Raw genomic sequence first — 17,794 nt, 5'->3', positions numbered from 1 at the left:
GGGCGCCGTCTCCCTGATCAGAGTTTGCGTTCAACCTCGCGGGTCTGGAAGATTTCGACCTGATCGCCAACCTTCATATCCTGATAATTTTCAAAGGCCATCCCGCATTCGGTGCCAGACCGCACTTCGTCCACATCATCCTTGAAGCGTCGCAATGAGGTGAGGCGACCGGTGTAGACCACCACATCATCCCGCAACAAACGGGCCTTCGCAGATTTGCGAATCACCCCTTCATTGACGAAACAACCGGCAGCCTTGCCCGATTTCCCTGCCGAGAACACATCGCGCACTTCGGCCATGCCGATGGTCGTTTCCTCGATCACCGGACCAAGCTGACCGGCCATCGCCGCCTTCACTTCATCCACAAGGCTATAGATCACCGAATAATATTTGATCGCCACGCCATCCCGTTCGGCAGCTTCGCGCGCCTGTTTATTGGCCCGCACATTAAAGCCGATGATCAAGGCGCCCGACGCATTGGCCAGGGTGACATCGGTTTCGGTGATGCCCCCGGCGGCGGCATGCAAAACCCGCGCCTTGATATCATCTCCGCCGATTTTCGCCAGCGATTGCACGATGGCTTCAACCGAGCCCTGCACATCGCCCTTGATGACCACAGGAAAATCTTCGGCTTTCTTTTCTTTTAATTGGGTGAACATACCCTCGATGCTGGTGGGGGCCACAAACTGACGCCGCTTGCGAATCTGCTGCTGACGATAGCTGCACACCTCGCGCGCCCGCGCTTCCGATTCCACGACCGAGAAAGCATCCCCGGCCGATGGGGCCCCATTGAGACCGAGAATTTCCACCGGACGCGCCGGCCCGGCTTCCTGCAATTGCTGGCCGCGTTCATCGATCAGGGCGCGCACTTTGCCCCATTCGCCGCCCGCCACCACAATATCGCCAACCCGCAAAGTGCCGCGCGCCACCAGAACCGTCGCTACCGGACCTCGGCCTTTTTCCAGCTTGGCTTCCACCACCACGCCTTCGGCGGCGCGATTGGGATTGGCTTTCAATTCCAGCACTTCGGATTGCAAGATGATGGCTTCTTCAAGCTTGTCGAGATTGGTCCGCTTCAGGGCCGAGACCTCAACATCGAGAACATCACCGCCCATGGCTTCAACCTGAACATCATGCTGCAACAATTCCTGTCGCACCCGTTCAGGATTGGCCCCGGGGGTATCGATCTTGTTGATCGCAATGATCATCGGCACCTTGGCGGCCTTGGCATGGTTGATCGCTTCGATGGTTTGCGGCTTGATGCCATCATCGGCAGCCACCACCAGAACCACGATATCGGTGACACTGGCCCCACGGGCCCGCATCTGGGTAAAGGCTTCATGGCCCGGCGTATCAAGGAAGGTGATCCGCGCGCCCGAAGGCAGATTGACCTGATAAGCGCCGATATGCTGGGTGATCCCGCCGGCTTCGCCCGAAGCCACATCCGTGGAGCGCAGGGCATCAAGCAGCGAGGTTTTCCCATGATCCACATGGCCCATGATCGTGACGACCGGGGGCCGGGGCTGCTGATCGGCCGGATCATCCTGTTCGCCAACCAAACCGATTTCCACATCCGCTTCCGAAACACGACGCGGGATATGGCCCAATTCGGTTACGACGATTTCAGCGGTATCCTGATCAAGATTTTCATTGATCGTGGCCATCACGCCCATTTTCATCAGCACCCGGATGGCATCGGTGGCTTTTTCCGCCATCCGATTGGCCAATTCCTGCACGGTGATCACCTCGGGGATGATCACGTCTCGCGCCTGCTTTTCCTGATCCTTGATTGATTGGCCGCCCCGGCGCTTGGCCTGAGCACGCCGGAAGGCTGCCATCGACCGACGGCGCTCCTGCTCTTCTTCGCTATCAAAAGCGCGATTGACCGTCAGCTTGCCCGAACGGCGGCTATCGCCCCCCCGGCTGCGCTTGCCCCGGCTGCGCTTTTCATCATCTTCCTCGGGCTTTTCCTCACGCCGCTTCACCGGCTTTTTGGTATCGACCTTGGTTGATTCAGGTTTGTGCGCTTCTTCGCGGGCCCGCTCTTCTTCTTCGGTTTTCTTGCGGGCTTCGGCCTCTGCCTTTTTGCGGATCTTGTCTTCAGCGGCGCGCTTGGCAGCCTGCTCGGCAAGGCGCTTGGCCTGTTCTTCGGCCTTGGTCAACTCGCCCCCGGCCATCGCTGCTGGCTCGGCGGCAGAAGCGGCTCCTTCCGGTGCGGCTTTGGCTTCGGCCCGGCGCTGGGCTTCGGCCGCTTCGCGCACGGCTTCTTCCTCTGCCTTGCGCCGACGCTCGTCTTCAGCGCGCTTGCGCGCCTCGGCCTCAACACGTTGATGTTCTTCTTCGGCGCGCTTGCGCTCGGCATCCAGGCTTTCCAGCGCCCGCTTGCGCACGGCCAGTTCCTGGCTCGTCAAACTCCTGCTATCCTGGCCCCCGGAAGGACCGGATGATCGGCCCACAGACCGGCCCACCGTTTGGTGCGCCGAAGAGGCAGAGGATTGACGCGCACTATAACCCGCTGATGGACGCTCAGCCTGACGAGGCTTTGCAGCCTCGGGCGTTGCCACCGCTGGTTTGGGCGCATCGGTTTTTGCGACCGGCGCTGCTGGGGCTGCCGCGGTTGCCGGGGCCACGGGGGCCGCCGGGCTTGCCGGACTATCGCTGCCCGCTGCCGCTTCCGGCCCGGTTCCTTTTTTCAGAACCCGCTTCCGGCGTCGCTCAACGACAACCGGTTTGGAACGGCCATGGGAAAAATTCTGCCGAACATTCGCTTGATCGCGGCTCGTGCCGACACCCAGTTTACCGCGCCCAGTGAGGCTTAATTTGTTGTCGTCGCTCATATTCTCTCTTCGATCTACACACGGAGACTATCCCCGCGATCCGTCATTCCTCGGCTCCAGGCCCGGCAGGCCGCGCAGGCGGCACCGCCAAATTCAAGGCCGGAGCCAGTGACTGACCGCGCCAAAGGGCCAGTCTTTCCAATTCACACAGCAGGCGCGTTGCCCCTGTCCCTTTCAGAACGGCTGCATGTACCACATTTTCACGCCCTAATGCCAAACCCAATTGGGTTCGATCCAAAAGCGCTGCAATCGCAACCGTTTCTCCAGCCGCAGCACGCACCTTTCGGCGCCCATCTGCAGCTCCATCCACTGCTTCGATCAGGATCGACGCCCGCCCCGAAAGCAGGGCCGCCCGTACCTTTTCAAAGCCCGTCACAAGGCGGCCCGCCCGTTTTTCCAGCCCAAGCCGACCCGTCACACGATCCAAAAGCAGCCGATCAATCAGATCCGGTAAAGCCCGATCCACCATCGCTGGCGTTATCGGTCGTTTCAAGGATCGTGCCACGGCCCCTATAAATCGCTTTTTGTCCAAAGCCTGCTCGAACGATGCCCGATCAGCCTTGATCCAAACCCCCCGACTAGGCAGGGATTCCGCCAGATCAGGGATCAATTTTTCATCCGGCGCCATGACAAGACGAATCATCGTCTCTCTTGGCCCCACCTCCGAGCAGACCAGACAGCGCCGTTCGGGCTCTTCCCGCTTTTGTCGAGAGTGTCCCAAACGGTCCGGTCCTTATGCCTGCTCTGGCGTTTCGTCCGCAAGGCCGTCGTCATCCCCATCAGACGCCTGTTCCAGATCTTCATCGGTGATCCAGCCAGCCAATCGGCGGGCTTTCATGATCAAATTCTGTGCTTCCAAAGGATCGAGCCCGGCATTCCGCAAGGGTGCATCCCGATCCGATACCAGCTCTTCAGTGGTGAATCCGGCAAAATCCTCAAGGCTTTTGACATCAGCCTCGCCCAAAGCCACGAGCATCAGGGGGGTGAGGCCATCCAGATCGGCCAGTTCATCCAAAACCCCCAAAGCCCGGCGTTTTTCTTCGGCAACGGCGCTTTGCGCTTCCAGGGCATCCAGCGCCCGCTTTTGCAATTCGCCGATCAGATCTTCGTCAAAGCCTTCGATGGCAGCCAGTTCATCCGGCTCCACATAAGCCACTTCTTCCAGATCGCTGAAGCCTTCCGCCACCAACAATTGGGCAAGGGTTTCATCAACATCAAGAGCATCAACAAAAAACTGCGTTTGCTGCGTAAATTCTTCCTGACGCCGCTCGCTTTCTTCCTGTTCGGTCATGATATCGATGGTCCAGCCGGTGAGCTGCGAGGCCAAACGCACATTCTGGCCACGCCGCCCGATGGCGAGACTCAATTGATCATCGGGTACCACCACCTCGATTCGATTGCTGTCTTCATCCATCACCACCTTGGCCACTTCTGCAGGGGCAAGGGCATTGACGATGAAGCTGGCCTGATCATCCTGCCAGGGGATGATATCGATCTTTTCCCCTTGCAATTCATTCACCACCGCCTGCACCCGGCTGCCGCGCATCCCCACACAGGCGCCCACCGGATCGATGGAGCTGTCATTCGACAAAACAGCGATCTTGGCCCGGCTGCCGGGATCGCGGGCCACGGCTTTGATCTCGATGATATTGTCGTAGATTTCCGGCACTTCCTGAGCAAACAGGGCCGACATGAATTCCGGCTTGGTGCGCGACATGAAAATCTGCGGACCGCGGGTTTCCCGGCGCACATCATAAATGATCCCGCGAATGCGTTCATTCTGGCGCAGATGCTCACGCGGGATCACCTGATCCCGGCGCATGATCGCTTCGGCCCGGCCCAGATCGACAATGGCATTGCCATATTCCACCCGCTTGATCACCCCGGTCACCACTTCGCCGATCCGATCTTTATATTCGGCATATTGGCGATCCCGCTCGGCATCGCGCACTTTTTGCACGATCACCTGCTTGGCGGTTTGCGCCCCGATGCGGCTATAATCGATGGGCGGCAGGCTATCGGCAAGAAAATCGCCGATGGCGGCATCTTCTTTTTCATGGCGCGCATCGGCCAAAGAAATCTGGGTGGCGGGGGTTTCCACCTCTTCCACCACTTCCATCACCCGAAACAGCCTGATCTCACCGCTTTTGCGATCGATCTGCGCCCGGATTTCGTTTTCCGCCCCATAGCGCGTGCGGGCAGCCTTTTGAATGGCTTCTTCCATTGCTTCCAGAACGATCTCTCGATCGATCATTTTCTCCCGCGCAGCCGCATCCGCGATCTGCAAGAGTTCAAGCCGGTTGGCACTGACCGCCGCTGCCATGCTCTTCTCGCTCCTCATTCCGGGCACGGGGCCCACTTTTCTCAATCACGCGCCGCGCGGCGCGCCATGTCTAACAAGTCGTCCGTCATCACAAGCTTTGCCTTGTGCACATGATCAAACGGAATATCCAGATCTTCACCATCCACCCGCAGCCGCACCTGATCCCCCACAAGACCGAGCAAAAGCCCACGATAGCGCTTGCGGCCCTCATGGCTTTCATCCAATTCGATCCGCGCCTCAAAGCCAGCCCAGCGTTCAAAATCCTTGGCGCGGGTCAGTGGTCGATCAATCCCCGGAGAACTGACCTCCAGCACATATTCGCCCGGAATCGGATCCTCAACATCCAAAAGCGCCGAAACTTCCCGGCTCAGCAAAGCACAATCATCCACCGACATCGTTCCATCGGGGCGTTCGGCCATGATCTGCAATTTGGCCCGGGCATCCCCACCAAAGCTGACCCGTACCAATTCATAGCCCATTGATTCTACAGTGGGTTCGATGATCGCCCTGACCTTTTGTGCCGCATCCATCTTCGCTTCTGCCGTCCCGATCGTCTGTTCCGCTTTCCACGCCCCCCGTGCCCCCCTATTGGAAAGGCCATGCTAAACAAAAAAAGTGGGCCGGGGCCCACTCCTCAACATTGATCCCGCATGTTTGGGAGAGCAGGGCTATATATACACAGAGCAGCCCATCGCACAAGCCCGCACAAGAGCCCGTTATCCCCCTATCAAAGCTTTTGATAGCGGAAAAAACAATCAAAGCGGCCTTCGCGTTCGGCCTTCAGGGCATAGCGGGTGTCGATCCAATCGGCGGGCGGCGTGCGCCAATCGGCGGGCTTTTCCGCCATCCAGCGAAAATCCGTCCGCTCGGTCATGCGGATGGCGGTCCATTGGCGATAAACAGGATCATCGGTAACGATCCGCAATTCCCCGCCCGGCTTTAATACCCGGGCCAGGGCATCGAGATTATCCGGGTTCACAAAGCGCCGTTTGGCATGGCGCTTTTTATGCCATGGATCGGGATGCAGCAGATAAACGATATCCAATCCGGCATCGGGCAGGGCATCGATCATTGCCCGCGCATCATCCATATAAACCCGAACATTGGTGATATCATCGCGCAAAAGCACATCAAGGCACGCGGCCATGCCATTCAAAAAAGGCTCGCAGCCGATAAGCCCCATCTCGGGCCGGGTGCGCGCCTGATGGGCCAGATGCTCGCCCTTGCCAAAGCCGATTTCCAGCCCGAAGCTTTTGATCCCGGCCGGAAACAGGGCAGGAAGATCAAGGGCCACAGCCCCCTGATCGCCGGGATCAGATGCCTTGGATGACGAAGCGGCAGATGATTTTTCCGGTAGATCAATGCCATAGCGTGCATAGCCCCGAACCATCACATCCTGCTGCCGGGGGCTGAGGGCCGGGCCTTTGCGGCGTCCAAAAAATTGCCGCTCATTCAGCCGGGCCCGCCGCTCTTCGCTGATCATATCCGCACTCACTCTCGCCTACCCTTGATTCAGGGGCGTGCTGCCGCCCTATCGCGCGCCAAAGGCCCGTTTCAAAGGATCGGCGAGATCGGTTTTCTCCCAGGAAAAGCCGCCATCCGCCTCTGGCTCCCGGCCAAAATGACCATAAGCCGCCGTGCGCGCATAAATCGGGCGGTTGAGGGAGAGATGCTCACGAATCCCACGGGGCGACAGGCTCATCAATTCACGCAACAGTTTCGAGACCTGATCTTCGGAGACCGCACCGGTGCCATGAAAATCGGTATACACCGCCAGCGGATGAGAAATGCCAATGGCATAGGCAAGCTGGATGGTGCATTTATCCGCCAAACCGGCGGCCACCACATTTTTGGCCAGATAGCGTGCCGCATAGGCCGCTGAGCGATCCACTTTCGAGGGGTCTTTTCCAGAAAAGGCCCCGCCGCCATGGGGCGCCGCGCCGCCATAGGTATCGACAATGATCTTGCGCCCGGTCAGCCCCGCATCGCCATCCGGGCCGCCTATCACGAATTTACCGGTGGGATTCACATAAAAAGCATCATCAGGGCACATCCAGCCTTCGGGCAAAACCTGCTCCACATAGCCGCGCACCAGTTCGCGCAGATCGGGCTGGCTGATCTCTTCACGATGCTGGGTAGACACCACGATGGATGTGGTGGCCACCGGCTGGCCATTTTCATATTTCAAGGTCACCTGACTTTTGGAATCGGGCTCCAAAAGCGACGCCTCGCCTGAATGACGCACATCGGCGAGCTTTTTCAGAATACGATGGGCAAATTGGATGGGGGCCGGCATCAAGGCATCGGTTTCCCGGCAGGCATAGCCGAACATGATGCCCTGATCGCCAGCGCCCTCTTCTTTGCTGGCCGCCTCATTGGCATCCACACCCATGGCGATATCGGTCGATTGTTCATGGATCAGGCATTCGAGTCTGGCCTTTTCCCAGTGAAAGCCATCCTGCTCATAGCCGATCTGGCGGACCGCATCCCGGGCTACCCGCTCCAGATCTTTGGGACCAATGGAAGAGGGGCCGCGCACCTCGCCAGCCAAAATGATGCGATTGGTGGTGACCAGCGTTTCTGCCGCCACGCGCGCATTGGGATCGGCAGCCAGATAAAGATCGAGAATGCTGTCAGAAATGCGATCCGATACTTTATCGGGATGCCCTTCAGACACGGATTCGCTGGTAAAGAGATAATTGCTTTGCGCCACCTGTTCCTCCAATCGCCAAATTTGGCCCGTCAAAGATCTTCAAATCTATAACGAAGCCAACGCACAGGAACAAGCATAAAGAAATCTTTATATGCTTAACCTCATATCGATCTGAACAGATAAAACGGATGAACCAACGCCAATGGCAACCAACCCAAATGCCTTGGGCGGTTGGTCTATAAACGTTAAGGAAGTAAATGAAAAACCGATCAGCTCTCGCTATGGGCGATGGATTTGATCAATTCAAACATATGTTTGCGGATTTTGGGCTGAGTAATTTTATAATAGGCCCTGACCAGTTCCAATGTTTCGCGCTTGGACAGCTGATCCGCCTCGAAAGGTTCGCTGGGCGTATCCGAAAGGCCGCGATTGGCCTTTTGCACATCATCGGGCATATCATCAAAAAAGAAAGAAACGGGCACATCAAGGATCTGCGAGAGCTTGAAAAGGCGGCTCGACCCGATCCGATTGGCGCCGCGTTCATATTTCTGGATCTGCTGGAAGGTCAGGCCCAGTGCATCACCAAGCTTTTCCTGGCTCATGCCAAGCAATGTTCGGCGAAGACGCACGCGCGAACCAACATGAACATCAATGGGATCAGGGTTTGCTGCCACAGGGGGAATCCTTGTTATTATGTCAAGTAGGATGCGAAGACGGAATTTGTCTTTAAACGCAGAACAGAGTAAAACACAACCCTAATATCGTATCAAGAAAACAGACCAATAACACGCACTCTTGTGTTTAGCGTGAGAGCAGAACAGCGGTCAAGGCACATTCGGCTTGAATTTCAACGATCAGAAGCCCGCAAAACGTGTATTTTTACGGATCATCAAAAAAAGAACCACCCCGATCAGACCGATCCACAAGGGCCAATCGCCGATCCGCGCATAGGTTGTTTTGCCATCCAGCTTGAGGGGAAGGGCGCTGTCGCTCACGCCTCTTTGGCCCAGCCTGATCTCGGTCAGAACCCGGCCCAATGGATCGACCACGGCGCTGATCCCGGTGCCCGCCGAGCGCAGCAAAGGCAATCCCTGCTCCACCGCCCGCATCCGGCTTTGGGCAAAATGCTGATGCGGGCCAGAGCTCATCCCGAACCACGCATCATTGGTGATGTTCACAAGCAAACCGGCTTCGCCCCCCCGGGGGCGCAGCGCACCGGGGAAAATGACCTCATAACAGATCAGGGGGCTGATCACCGGCAGGCCTTCGATGGCAAGGGTTTGTGGTCCGGGGCCTTTGGATATATCAAACATCCCCCCCGCCAGTTTTTCCAGACCCAGCGCCGATAAAAGCCCGCGCGCCGGGAGATATTCACCAAAAGGCACCAGATGATGCTTATCATAAAAGCCCGGCAAACCACCTTTTGAATCAAAGGCGAATAAGGAATTATAGGCTTTTTGCCCGGCATCGGGGCTTGCTTCCACACGCAGCGATCCGGCGAGCAAAATCCCATCATCGGGGAGCATCCGCGCCACCAGCGCCCGGCCGCCGGGGGATCGATCAAAAAAAGGATCGGTGATCGCGGTTTCCGGCCAGATCACCAAAAGCCGGCCTTCGGGGGGGGGCAGGCCATCGCTCAGGGCCAGATAATCGGCGAAATGCGCCCGCCGCAAAGCCCGATCCCATTTCTGCTTTTGGGGAATATTGGCCTGCACCAGCCGCACCGTGATGGTGCCATCGCGTTTGGTGGGATGCTGATCCAGCCGCCACATCCCATAGCCGCCCCAGATGATCAGCAAAACCAGCATCAAAGCCGGATAAAACCACAATCTGCGGCCCCGAAAGCGCGGGCTGAAACCCAAGGGGGTCAAAATCAGCATCATCGTCAAAAAACCAAGGCCATAAGGGCCGATCAGCGCCAAAGGCTGCATCATCGGGGTCCAGACGGTCCAGATGGCCGAGATCGGATTCCACGGAAAACCGGTGAAAAGATGCCCCCGCAGCCATTCCATGAGAATGAAGGCGAGGGCAAAAAACACCAGACCCAGTGGGCCTTTGGGGGCAAATCGCCAACTGAGCGCCGCCGCCAGGGCCGGATAAAGAGCCAAAACCGCCGCTAAAAGCAAAACCGCCGGTGGCCCCATCGCATCAGGCACCGATGGCTGATTGGCAAAGCTTTGAACGATCCACCGCAGGCCAATGGCAAAGGCGCCAAAGCCAAAAAACCAGCCATCGATAAAGGCGCCCCGCCCCCGATCCGCCCCCATCACAATCAGCAAAAACAGGGGAAAACTGATCCATAAAACGGGCAGAATATAAAATGGGGCAAAGGCGAAACTGCTAAGCGCTCCCAACAAAAACAAAACGGCCCATCGCCCCATGCGCCGCCTTAAAAAAGCCCGGTGCAGCAACGACCCAATATGCGCAAATCGGCCCTCGGCAGGCCCCGGATCAAACCGCGCCGCAGGCTGATCATGCATGGCGCGCGAGAACGGTTTTGGGCGTAAAAATCCGCAGCTTCAAAATTCGCCGGGGTTCAGCATCCACCACTTCAAAACGAACCCCGGATTCATGCTTGATCCGCTCGCCGATCTGCGGCACCCGGCCTGCCAGGGAAAAGACCAGACCCCCCACCGTATCCACATCTTCCCAGCGTTCATCGGTGAGATCGATATCGATGGTTTTTTCCAGGTCCTCCAAGGACAAACGCGCATCGGCATCGAATTTGCCTTCCCCCAAAGGCCGGATCAGAACCGGCTCTTCGGTATCATGCTCATCTTCGATATCACCCACGATCTGTTCCACCAGATCTTCGATGGTGACAAGGCCATCGGTGCCGCCATATTCATCAACGATCACCGCCATATGAATCCGGCTCGACCGCATCTTTGCCAGCAAATCCATGGCCCGCATGGATGGCGCCACAAACAAAACCGGGCGCTGGATATCGGAGACCCGGGCCGGCTGATCGGATTGCCCGGCTCCCTTGCCATGAAGCAGGCTAAGGGCATCTTTGACATGCACCATCCCGATGATATCATCCATTGATCCCCGATAAAGGGGCAGGCGGGAATGGGCGGCCTCGGCAAACAGCTTTAAAATCTGATCAAAGGGTTCTTCGATATCAACCGCCACCACATCCACCCGGGGCACCATGATATCGCGGATGCGCAGATCGCCATTCTTAAGAATATTGAACAACATCCTGATTTCATCGGCGCCCAAAGACAACGCCCCCAGTTCATCGCGATGATCTTCCAAAATGCCTTCAAGAGTTTCGCGCAGGCCGGTATCGTTTCTCCCCAAGCCCAATTTGCGAAAAATGGCCAGCATCGTGCTCATTGGCCCGCTCTCCCTTTATCGTCATGGGGGCCAGTATCGGCATAGGGATCGGAAACCCCCAAATCCGCCAGAATTCGGCGCTCCAGGGCTTCCATGATGCTCGCCTCATCATCCTCTTGATGGTCATAGCCCAAACAATGCAGCACCCCATGCACCACAAGATGCACAAGATGATCACTAAAATCTTTGCCCTGCGCCATAGCCTCCCGCACCAGAACCCCATCGGCCAGAATCAGATCGCCCAGCATCAGGGGCATGCCCGGGGGGGTGGCGGCAAAGGCGGCCGCCAGATCATCGGCCTCGAATGCCGGAAAGGATAAAACATTGGTGGGGCCGCTTTTGCCGCGATAATCGGCATTGAGCCCGGCCACCCGCTGATCATCGGCCAGTTCCAAAGCCAATTCCACCATCATCCCCCGTGCCTGATCGGGGGCCAAGGATGCGAGACAAGAGTGCAGATCGGGGCGACCGGCGATCCCGCCCCTGAGCGCGGCTTTTGCCGCCTTTTGGCACAGGCTTATAGGGGATGGGGCCCCATCGGCTGGGCCTTGCCCCGCTTTGGGCGGGCGCTCTGCTGGCCAATCACCGCAGGTTATGGCCACATCGATCCGGGCCCCATCAATGATCGTGTGGAGGGTTTTATCTTTGGCAACGACCGGGCCGCTGCCGGCGGGACTGGACGGGTCATCAGGCATCAAATATCACGATCCGATTTGGGCGCTTGGGCGCTTTGGCGTTCATAGGCGGCAACGATCCGGGCGACCAGAGGATGGCGCACCACATCTTTTTCCGTAAAGCGGATGACGGCAATGCCTTCGACATCTTCGAGAATAGCAAGAGCGCTCATCAATCCGCTTTGGGTGTGGGGGGGCAGATCGACCTGACTGGGATCGCCGCAGATCATCATATGGGAATTTTCCCCAAAACGGGTGAGGAACATCTTCATCTGCACCGGCGTGGTATTTTGCGCCTCATCCAAAATCACACAGGCATTCGCCAAAGTGCGGCCCCGCATATAGGCGAGGGGGGCCACTTCGATCTGCCCTGATAACAGGCGTTTTTCCACCTGATCGGCAGGCATCATATCATAAAGGGCATCATAAAGCGGGCGCAGATAGGGATCGACCTTTTCCTTCAGATCACCGGGCAGAAAACCCAGATTTTCCCCCGCCTCAACCGCCGGACGCGACAGGATGATCCGCTCCACATCGCCCGACAGCATCCGCGATACCGCCATCGCCACCGCCAGATAGGTTTTCCCGGTTCCCGCCGGGCCGATTCCAAAGGTCATCAAGGTGGATTGAAGGGCCGCCATATAGCGTTCCTGCATGGGCGAACGCGGCTGAATAATGCGATTGCGGGTATTGATCCGCACGCCGCCCCCCGCATCCGCCCCACCGCCCGGCATGGGCTTTTGCGACGGGGATGCCGCCTTTGGCCCGCCTCCCGCATCCACAAGACCGGGAGACCCGCCCATCATGCGCACTGTTCCATCAAGATCGCCCTGTTCAAGGATTTCACCCCGCTCCAAACGCTGATAAAGCGCTTGCAGCACCTGAGCGGCCATTTCGCAAGCGCCGGGAGCGCCCGTGATCAAAAGCCGATTGCCACGGTTGACGATAACAACATCAAGGGTTTGCTCGATTCGGGCAAGATGCCGATCATGCGGCCCATAAAGTGCGGCGAGCAGCCTGTTATTCTCGAAATCCAATATCACCCGGGCCGCATCATCCTGGCCGGGCGCATGGGCGCGGGCCTGTTCCTGCTGCATCCGGTTTTTGCGGATCTGAACTTTTTGCACCTCTGTCAGACTGCTCAATCGACCTCCATGCCTTTTTCTGCCGGCTTCAGATCTGCCTGCCGCGCAGGCTGTTGGGTCCGGCGGATTGAATTTCAACCATCATAAGCTGGCCCATGTGATTACTGCCAGTCTTAAGACTGTATGACTGTGATGCCTGTTCGTCCAGAGGGCCATTTGCCCCCAAGGCATGCAGATCCACATGCACAGATTGATTATAAGGGCTGCGACCCAGCAACTGCCCCGGCATTTTGCCCGGACGTTCGAGCAGAACCGCCATTGTCTGGCCCACGGATTTTTGATTGAAAGCAAGCTGCTGTTCATTGAGCAGGGCCTGCAGGGCGGCCAGCCTTTCGGTTTTCACCCCTTCATCCACCTGATCTTCAATGATGCTGGCCGGTGTGCCGGGGCGGGGGCTGTATTTAAAGCTATAGGCCTGAGCATAAGACACCCGGCGCACCAGATCGAGGGTGGCGGCAAAATCCGCATCAGTTTCACCGGGGAATCCGACGATGAAATCCCCGGATAAGGCAATATCGGGACGGGCAGCCCGCAGTTTTTCGATGATCGCCAGATAATCTTCCGCCCGATGCTGGCGGTTCATCGCTTTCAGAATGCGATCAGAACCCGATTGCACCGGCAGATGCAGATACGGCATCAAACCATCGAGGCGGGCATGAGCATCGATCAGATCATCGCTCATATCCCGAGGATGGCTGGTGGTATAGCGCAAGCGTGCAAGGCCATCAATCTCGTTCAAGGCCGCTAAAAGCCCGGCCAGACTTTCGCTGCGCCCGTCCGCCCTCAAGCCGTGATAGGCATTGACATTCTGCCCCAAAAGCGTGATTTCGCGCGCGCCGCCGTCCACCAAACGCCGGGCTTCATCGATGATCGCCTGCACCGGGCGCGAAACTTCAGACCCACGGGTATAGGGAACCACGCAAAAAGTGCAGAATTTATCACAGCCTTCCTGCACGGTGAGAAAAGCCGTCGGGCCCTTATGTCCGCTTTTTCCGGGCAGATGATCGAATTTATCTTCGGCAGGGAAATCGGTATCGAGCACCCGCACAGTCTGGCCCCGCGCCCTTTGTTCATCGGCACGGCTGATCATATCCGGCAGGCGATGATAGGTTTGCGGCCCAAAGACCATATCCACAGCCGGTGCCCGGCGAACGATTTCTGCCCCTTCGGCCTGCGCCACACAGCCGGCAATGGCGATATACATGCCCTTGCCCGCCCGGGTGCGCTCGATTTTCAAGCGTTTCAAGCGGCCGACTTCAGAAAACACCTTTTCCGCCGCCTTTTCGCGAATATGGCAGGTGTTCAAAATCACCAGATCAGCCTCATCGGGCTGATCAACCGGCACGAAATGACGGGATGCCAAAGCATCGGCCATGCGCTGGCTGTCATAAACATTCATCTGACAGCCATAGGTTTTGATATAGACGGTGCGCGGGCTTTCATCCCCTGATTGGGATGCCGCATCAGGGGGAGACGCCGGGGATATGTTCTGTTCAATATTCATGATGCGCCTATGGACGAAAACCGCCCCCTATTGCAAGAAAAAGCCGCCATCCCCCACGACCCAAGCCAAGAATGGGGATCACTCAAGCCGCCCGCTATTGGCATCTGCCAAGCCTTTGGAGACGGTTTCATGACAAAGCCGGGCCAGGTCTTTGCGGCTGAGGGATGGATCTAATCTGATGGGCGGATGGAACTGGATCACCGCCTTGATTTTCCCCAAACGCAAAATCTGCCAGATATGGCTTGTGAGTTCCATATCGCCATACCATCCGATCAAAGGCCGCATGGAACGCGAAATGGGCATCCCATTAATGGTGGTATAGGCGATGGTCATGCATTGAATATTGAGATTATCAATATCCTGAGCCACCGAAAACAATGCGGATTTGAACGGCTTGACGCTGGTTCCATCGGTTGATGTGCCCTCGGCAAACAAAATCAGCTTATCGCCCGAGGCCAATCGAGAGCTGATTTCATTGCGCTGATCCATGCTGCTGCGGGGCCGCCCGCGATCCACGAAAACCGAACGATAAAGCCGGGCCATCAGGCTGATGCCACCCCAGCCTTCCACCTCGCTTTTGGCAATGAAGGCCGCATGGCACTGGCCGCCGATGATCGGGATATCGAGCCATGAAATATGATTGGACACGAGCAAAAGCGGGCCTTTGGCCTCAATCCCGCGCACTTCGGTTTCCACCCCGATGAGGCGGCTGATCAGATGGCTGAGGCTGCGTGGCAGAAAACACCAGCGCGAGGGCAGAAAGCGCAGCACGAACATTTGCACTGGAATGGCAAGACAACAGCTTAATACGATGGCCACCAGAGCGAGCGCCGCCCCGGGATGAAATGACAAAGTGCCCCGAAGTTCTCGCAAGGTCCGCACTTCGGGGGTCATCATGTCATCGCCCCCGGCAGGGGCCTGCCGCTCGGCTGGGGCGCGATCAGTTGGGGCAAAGGTCAGGGCAATTCCTCATGCATTATCTTTGCGCGACAAGGGCACAGCATAAAGCTCCATCCGATGATCCACCAGCTTATAACCCAGCTTTCGCGCCACGTCCTGTTGCAGCCTTTCGATCTCTTCATTATGAAATTCAACCACTTGGCCTGTTTCCAGATCGATCAGATGATCATGATGCTCGTCGCTCACCGGCTCATAGCGCGAACGGCCATCGCGAAAATCATGGCGCTCTAAGATCCCCGATTCCTCGAACAGGCGGACCGTGCGATACACCGTGGCGATAGAGATTTTATCATCCACCGCTATCGAGCGGCGATAAACCTCTTCCACATCGGGATGATCGGTGGCATCGCTCAAAACCCGGGCGATCACGCGCCTTTGATCAGTCATGCGCATCCCCTTTTCGACACATTTCTGTTCGATATCGGGCTGCTGCTCATCCATCATCATCTCTCCGATTCCTGCCCTAGCAGGGACAAACACCATTATCTTCGTGCTTATATAGCGATATTTTCACCATCGCGACAGGCTTTGAAAGCCGAAAAGCAAAAACTTCTCGTCAGATTTTCCATCAGACCGCCGAAAAAGGCATCCGCTTCTGTTAAAGGATCAGGATTTCCGCCGCCGGGTGCCCAGCCCTATTTTCTTCGCCAAAGCCTGTCTTTGCTTTGCGTAATTGGGGGCAACCATGGGATAATCGGCGGGCAGGCCCCAACGTTCGCGGTAATCTTCCGGGGTCATATCAAAGCGGGCCTTCAGATAGCGCTTGAGCATCTTGAGCTTTTTGCCATCTTCCAAACAAATCACGAAATCAGGGGTCACCGATTTCTTGATCGGCACCGCCGGTTCCGGGCGCTCTTCGGCGACCACCGCTTCCTCTGATCCAATCGACCGCAAGGCCTGATACACATCCTCGATCAATTTTGGGAGTTCGGACACCGGGACAGAGTTGTTCGAAAGGTGAGAGACGACAATATCCGCGGTCAAGGCAAGCAATTCATCGTTTTTCAAAGCCGTTACTCCCAATCTCATTTATTTTGCATAAACTTTAAAGGTTTGTGCAACAGATGCTATACAGATGAGATTGATATACGAAAATATGCGAATACTTCAAGAATTTTACGTGATGATTTTTTAAGGATGATCAATCGTTCAAGGAATATGCCATCGTCACCGCATCTTTGGCCGTTCCATTGGCCATTTTATAATATCTGGGGCGTCGGCCCACAATTTTGAAGCCCGATTTGTTATACAAGGCCCGGGCTGCCTCATTATCTTCGCGGACTTCAAGAAACAACCGCGCCATTGAGCGATTGCGGCACAAATCGATCAGATGCCCCACCAAAGCATGGGCCACGCCCGACCGACGCTGGGGATCGGCCACCGCCAAGGATAATAATTCACATTCATCAGCGGCAAAACGGGCAAGGCCATAGCCCAAAGGCTGATCATCCCGGCTGGCAATGAGGGCAAGTGTCCCCGGCATCCGCAAAACCTCGCACAGATCGGTATGGCTCCAGCGCTCCCCGCTGCCGGGGGGGAAACAGGCCTGATGCAGGGCAAAGACGATATCCGCGCCCTCGATCCCCGTTTTCAGGACCATCAGATCCGATGGCTTCACATCATCTGGCACATCATCGGTTCGCATGGTCATGATCGCTCCAGATGGGTGAGACCGGGCCGCGCGCTGAGGGTGGCATCGGGCGGGCGCAGATAAAGAGGCGTGGGCGGTTGGAGCCGGGTTCCGGGTGCCCCCCCTTTGATGCGGTGGCGCGCCAGCGCTGCCAAAGATGCCGCCAAAGCTGCGGGTGTTTGGGCCATTTGGGCATGGGGCAAAACCGCCTTCAGCGCCGCCGCCCCGCTCCCCACCAAAAGCCCCGAAAAGCCCTGATAATCTCGCGCCATTGCCGCCCCGTCGCTGACTTTGGGGTCTGCTTGCGCAACCCCTGCCGCATCATAGGCCTGCACATAAAGCTGATCGCCCCGGGCCGCAATGGCTGCCAGAATGGGCAAGGCTTCAGCCGCTGGCAAACGGCGATCACAGGCGGCAAAGGCCAAAACTTCCAAAGTGCCAAAGCCATAGAGGGGCAGGTTCAAAGCCAGCGCCAGCCCCCGCGCCGCCGCAATGCCGATGCGCACCCCGGCAAAGCTGCCCGGACCGGTGGTCACGGCCAGATGACTGATATCTGATCGAGCCACCGCATGGGCAGCCATCAGATCCGCGATCATCGGCAATAAGGCTTCAGCCTGACCCCGGCGCATGGCCCGGCTGGCCAGAAAGGGGGCCTGATCGAGAGGATCGAGCGGGCACAGTGCCAGTGAACACTGATCGGCCCCGGTATCAAAAGCCAGCAACAAA

General features: G+C 57.3%; 17 protein-coding genes. All 17 read right to left on the bottom strand.

From position 1 onward, the window contains the following. Window positions 1-17: 17 nt before the first annotated feature. Window positions 18-2,837, bottom strand: a complete 2,820-nt coding sequence (gene infB, locus QK300_RS00195) for a translation initiation factor IF-2 (RefSeq protein ID WP_281299989.1) — start codon at window positions 2,835-2,837, stop codon at window positions 18-20. Between the two features lie 43 nt (window positions 2,838-2,880). Further along, window positions 2,881-3,558, bottom strand: a complete 678-nt coding sequence (locus QK300_RS00190) for an RNA-binding protein (RefSeq protein WP_281299990.1) — start codon at window positions 3,556-3,558, stop codon at window positions 2,881-2,883. 12 nt (window positions 3,559-3,570) lie between these two features. Beyond that, window positions 3,571-5,160, bottom strand: coding sequence for a transcription termination factor NusA (gene nusA / locus QK300_RS00185; protein ID WP_281299991.1), 1,590 nt, complete (start codon window positions 5,158-5,160; stop codon window positions 3,571-3,573). Between the two features lie 41 nt (window positions 5,161-5,201). Next, window positions 5,202-5,690 (bottom strand): ribosome maturation factor RimP, encoded by a 489-nt coding sequence (gene rimP, locus QK300_RS00180; RefSeq protein ID WP_281299992.1) that lies wholly within the window; start codon window positions 5,688-5,690, stop codon window positions 5,202-5,204. Between the two features lie 197 nt (window positions 5,691-5,887). Then, window positions 5,888-6,655, bottom strand: a complete 768-nt coding sequence (locus tag QK300_RS00175; protein ID WP_281299993.1) for a tRNA (guanine(46)-N(7))-methyltransferase TrmB — start codon at window positions 6,653-6,655, stop codon at window positions 5,888-5,890. 36 nt (window positions 6,656-6,691) lie between these two features. Next, entirely contained in the window at window positions 6,692-7,873 is a 1,182-nt protein-coding gene (gene metK / locus QK300_RS00170) for a methionine adenosyltransferase (protein ID WP_348651792.1), read from the bottom strand. Window positions 7,874-8,082: 209 nt separating this feature from the next. Then, window positions 8,083-8,487, bottom strand: coding sequence for a helix-turn-helix transcriptional regulator (locus tag QK300_RS00165; protein ID WP_281299995.1), 405 nt, complete (start codon window positions 8,485-8,487; stop codon window positions 8,083-8,085). Between the two features lie 180 nt (window positions 8,488-8,667). Next, window positions 8,668-10,194: an apolipoprotein N-acyltransferase gene (lnt, locus tag QK300_RS00160; protein ID WP_281299996.1), complete on the bottom strand. Its 1,527-nt coding sequence runs from the start codon at window positions 10,192-10,194 to the stop codon at window positions 8,668-8,670. Window positions 10,195-10,285: 91 nt separating this feature from the next. Continuing rightward, window positions 10,286-11,155 (bottom strand): hemolysin family protein, encoded by an 870-nt coding sequence (locus QK300_RS00155; RefSeq protein WP_281299997.1) that lies wholly within the window; start codon window positions 11,153-11,155, stop codon window positions 10,286-10,288. Next, entirely contained in the window at window positions 11,152-11,850 is a 699-nt protein-coding gene (gene ybeY / locus QK300_RS00150; protein ID WP_281299998.1) for an rRNA maturation RNase YbeY, read from the bottom strand. Before ybeY ends, QK300_RS00155 begins: the two co-directional genes overlap by 4 nt. Then, window positions 11,850-12,926, bottom strand: coding sequence for a PhoH family protein (locus tag QK300_RS00145; protein ID WP_348651791.1), 1,077 nt, complete (start codon window positions 12,924-12,926; stop codon window positions 11,850-11,852). Before QK300_RS00145 ends, ybeY begins: the two co-directional genes overlap by 1 nt. 76 nt (window positions 12,927-13,002) lie before the next feature. Further along, on the bottom strand, window positions 13,003-14,478 hold the full coding sequence (gene miaB / locus QK300_RS00140; RefSeq protein WP_281300000.1) for a tRNA (N6-isopentenyl adenosine(37)-C2)-methylthiotransferase MiaB: 1,476 nt from the start codon (window positions 14,476-14,478) through the stop codon (window positions 13,003-13,005). Between the two features lie 78 nt (window positions 14,479-14,556). Continuing rightward, the gene (locus tag QK300_RS00135; protein ID WP_281300001.1) at window positions 14,557-15,375 is read right to left on the bottom strand and encodes a 1-acyl-sn-glycerol-3-phosphate acyltransferase; all 819 of its coding nucleotides are present in this window, start codon (window positions 15,373-15,375) and stop codon (window positions 14,557-14,559) included. 72 nt (window positions 15,376-15,447) lie between these two features. Continuing rightward, entirely contained in the window at window positions 15,448-15,879 is a 432-nt protein-coding gene (locus QK300_RS00130; protein WP_281320805.1) for a Fur family transcriptional regulator, read from the bottom strand. A gap of 165 nt (window positions 15,880-16,044) precedes the next feature. Then, window positions 16,045-16,467, bottom strand: a complete 423-nt coding sequence (locus tag QK300_RS00125) for a MucR family transcriptional regulator (protein ID WP_042088147.1) — start codon at window positions 16,465-16,467, stop codon at window positions 16,045-16,047. Window positions 16,468-16,579: 112 nt separating this feature from the next. Then, window positions 16,580-17,089, bottom strand: a complete 510-nt coding sequence (gene rimI / locus QK300_RS00120) for a ribosomal protein S18-alanine N-acetyltransferase (RefSeq protein ID WP_281300003.1) — start codon at window positions 17,087-17,089, stop codon at window positions 16,580-16,582. Beyond that, entirely contained in the window at window positions 17,086-17,793 is a 708-nt protein-coding gene (gene tsaB / locus QK300_RS00115) for a tRNA (adenosine(37)-N6)-threonylcarbamoyltransferase complex dimerization subunit type 1 TsaB (protein WP_281300004.1), read from the bottom strand. Before tsaB ends, rimI begins: the two co-directional genes overlap by 4 nt. Between the last annotated feature and the right edge of the window lies 1 nt (window position 17,794).

This window comes from Iodidimonas sp. MBR-22 (genome assembly GCF_029946565.1).
Classification (GTDB): Bacteria; Pseudomonadota; Alphaproteobacteria; order Sphingomonadales; family Rhodothalassiaceae; genus Iodidimonas; species Iodidimonas nitroreducens.
The sequence above is the reverse complement of the archived record's forward strand: the minus strand, read 5'-3'. Positions and strand labels throughout refer to the sequence as shown.

Excerpts from the sequence above, each read along its gene's own strand:
- lnt (WP_281299996.1), bottom strand. The coding sequence starts at position 10,194 with ATGGGGCGATGGGCCGTTTTGTTTTTGTTGGGAGCGCTTAGCAGTTTC.
- ybeY (WP_281299998.1), bottom strand. The coding sequence starts at position 11,850 with ATGCCTGATGACCCGTCCAGTCCCGCCGGCAGCGGCCCGGTCGTTGCC.
- rimI (WP_281300003.1), bottom strand. The coding sequence starts at position 17,089 with ATGACCATGCGAACCGATGATGTGCCAGATGATGTGAAGCCATCGGAT.
- infB (WP_281299989.1), bottom strand. The coding sequence starts at position 2,837 with ATGAGCGACGACAACAAATTAAGCCTCACTGGGCGCGGTAAACTGGGT.
- QK300_RS00145 (WP_348651791.1), bottom strand. The coding sequence starts at position 12,926 with ATGCAGCAGGAACAGGCCCGCGCCCATGCGCCCGGCCAGGATGATGCG.
- nusA (WP_281299991.1), bottom strand. The coding sequence starts at position 5,160 with ATGGCAGCGGCGGTCAGTGCCAACCGGCTTGAACTCTTGCAGATCGCG.
- miaB (WP_281300000.1), bottom strand. The coding sequence starts at position 14,478 with ATGAATATTGAACAGAACATATCCCCGGCGTCTCCCCCTGATGCGGCA.
- QK300_RS00155 (WP_281299997.1), bottom strand. The coding sequence starts at position 11,155 with ATGAGCACGATGCTGGCCATTTTTCGCAAATTGGGCTTGGGGAGAAAC.
- QK300_RS00135 (WP_281300001.1), bottom strand. The coding sequence starts at position 15,375 with ATGATGACCCCCGAAGTGCGGACCTTGCGAGAACTTCGGGGCACTTTG.
- QK300_RS00125 (WP_042088147.1), bottom strand. The coding sequence starts at position 16,467 with ATGAGATTGGGAGTAACGGCTTTGAAAAACGATGAATTGCTTGCCTTG.
- QK300_RS00130 (WP_281320805.1), bottom strand. The coding sequence starts at position 15,879 with ATGGATGAGCAGCAGCCCGATATCGAACAGAAATGTGTCGAAAAGGGG.
- rimP (WP_281299992.1), bottom strand. The coding sequence starts at position 5,690 with ATGGATGCGGCACAAAAGGTCAGGGCGATCATCGAACCCACTGTAGAA.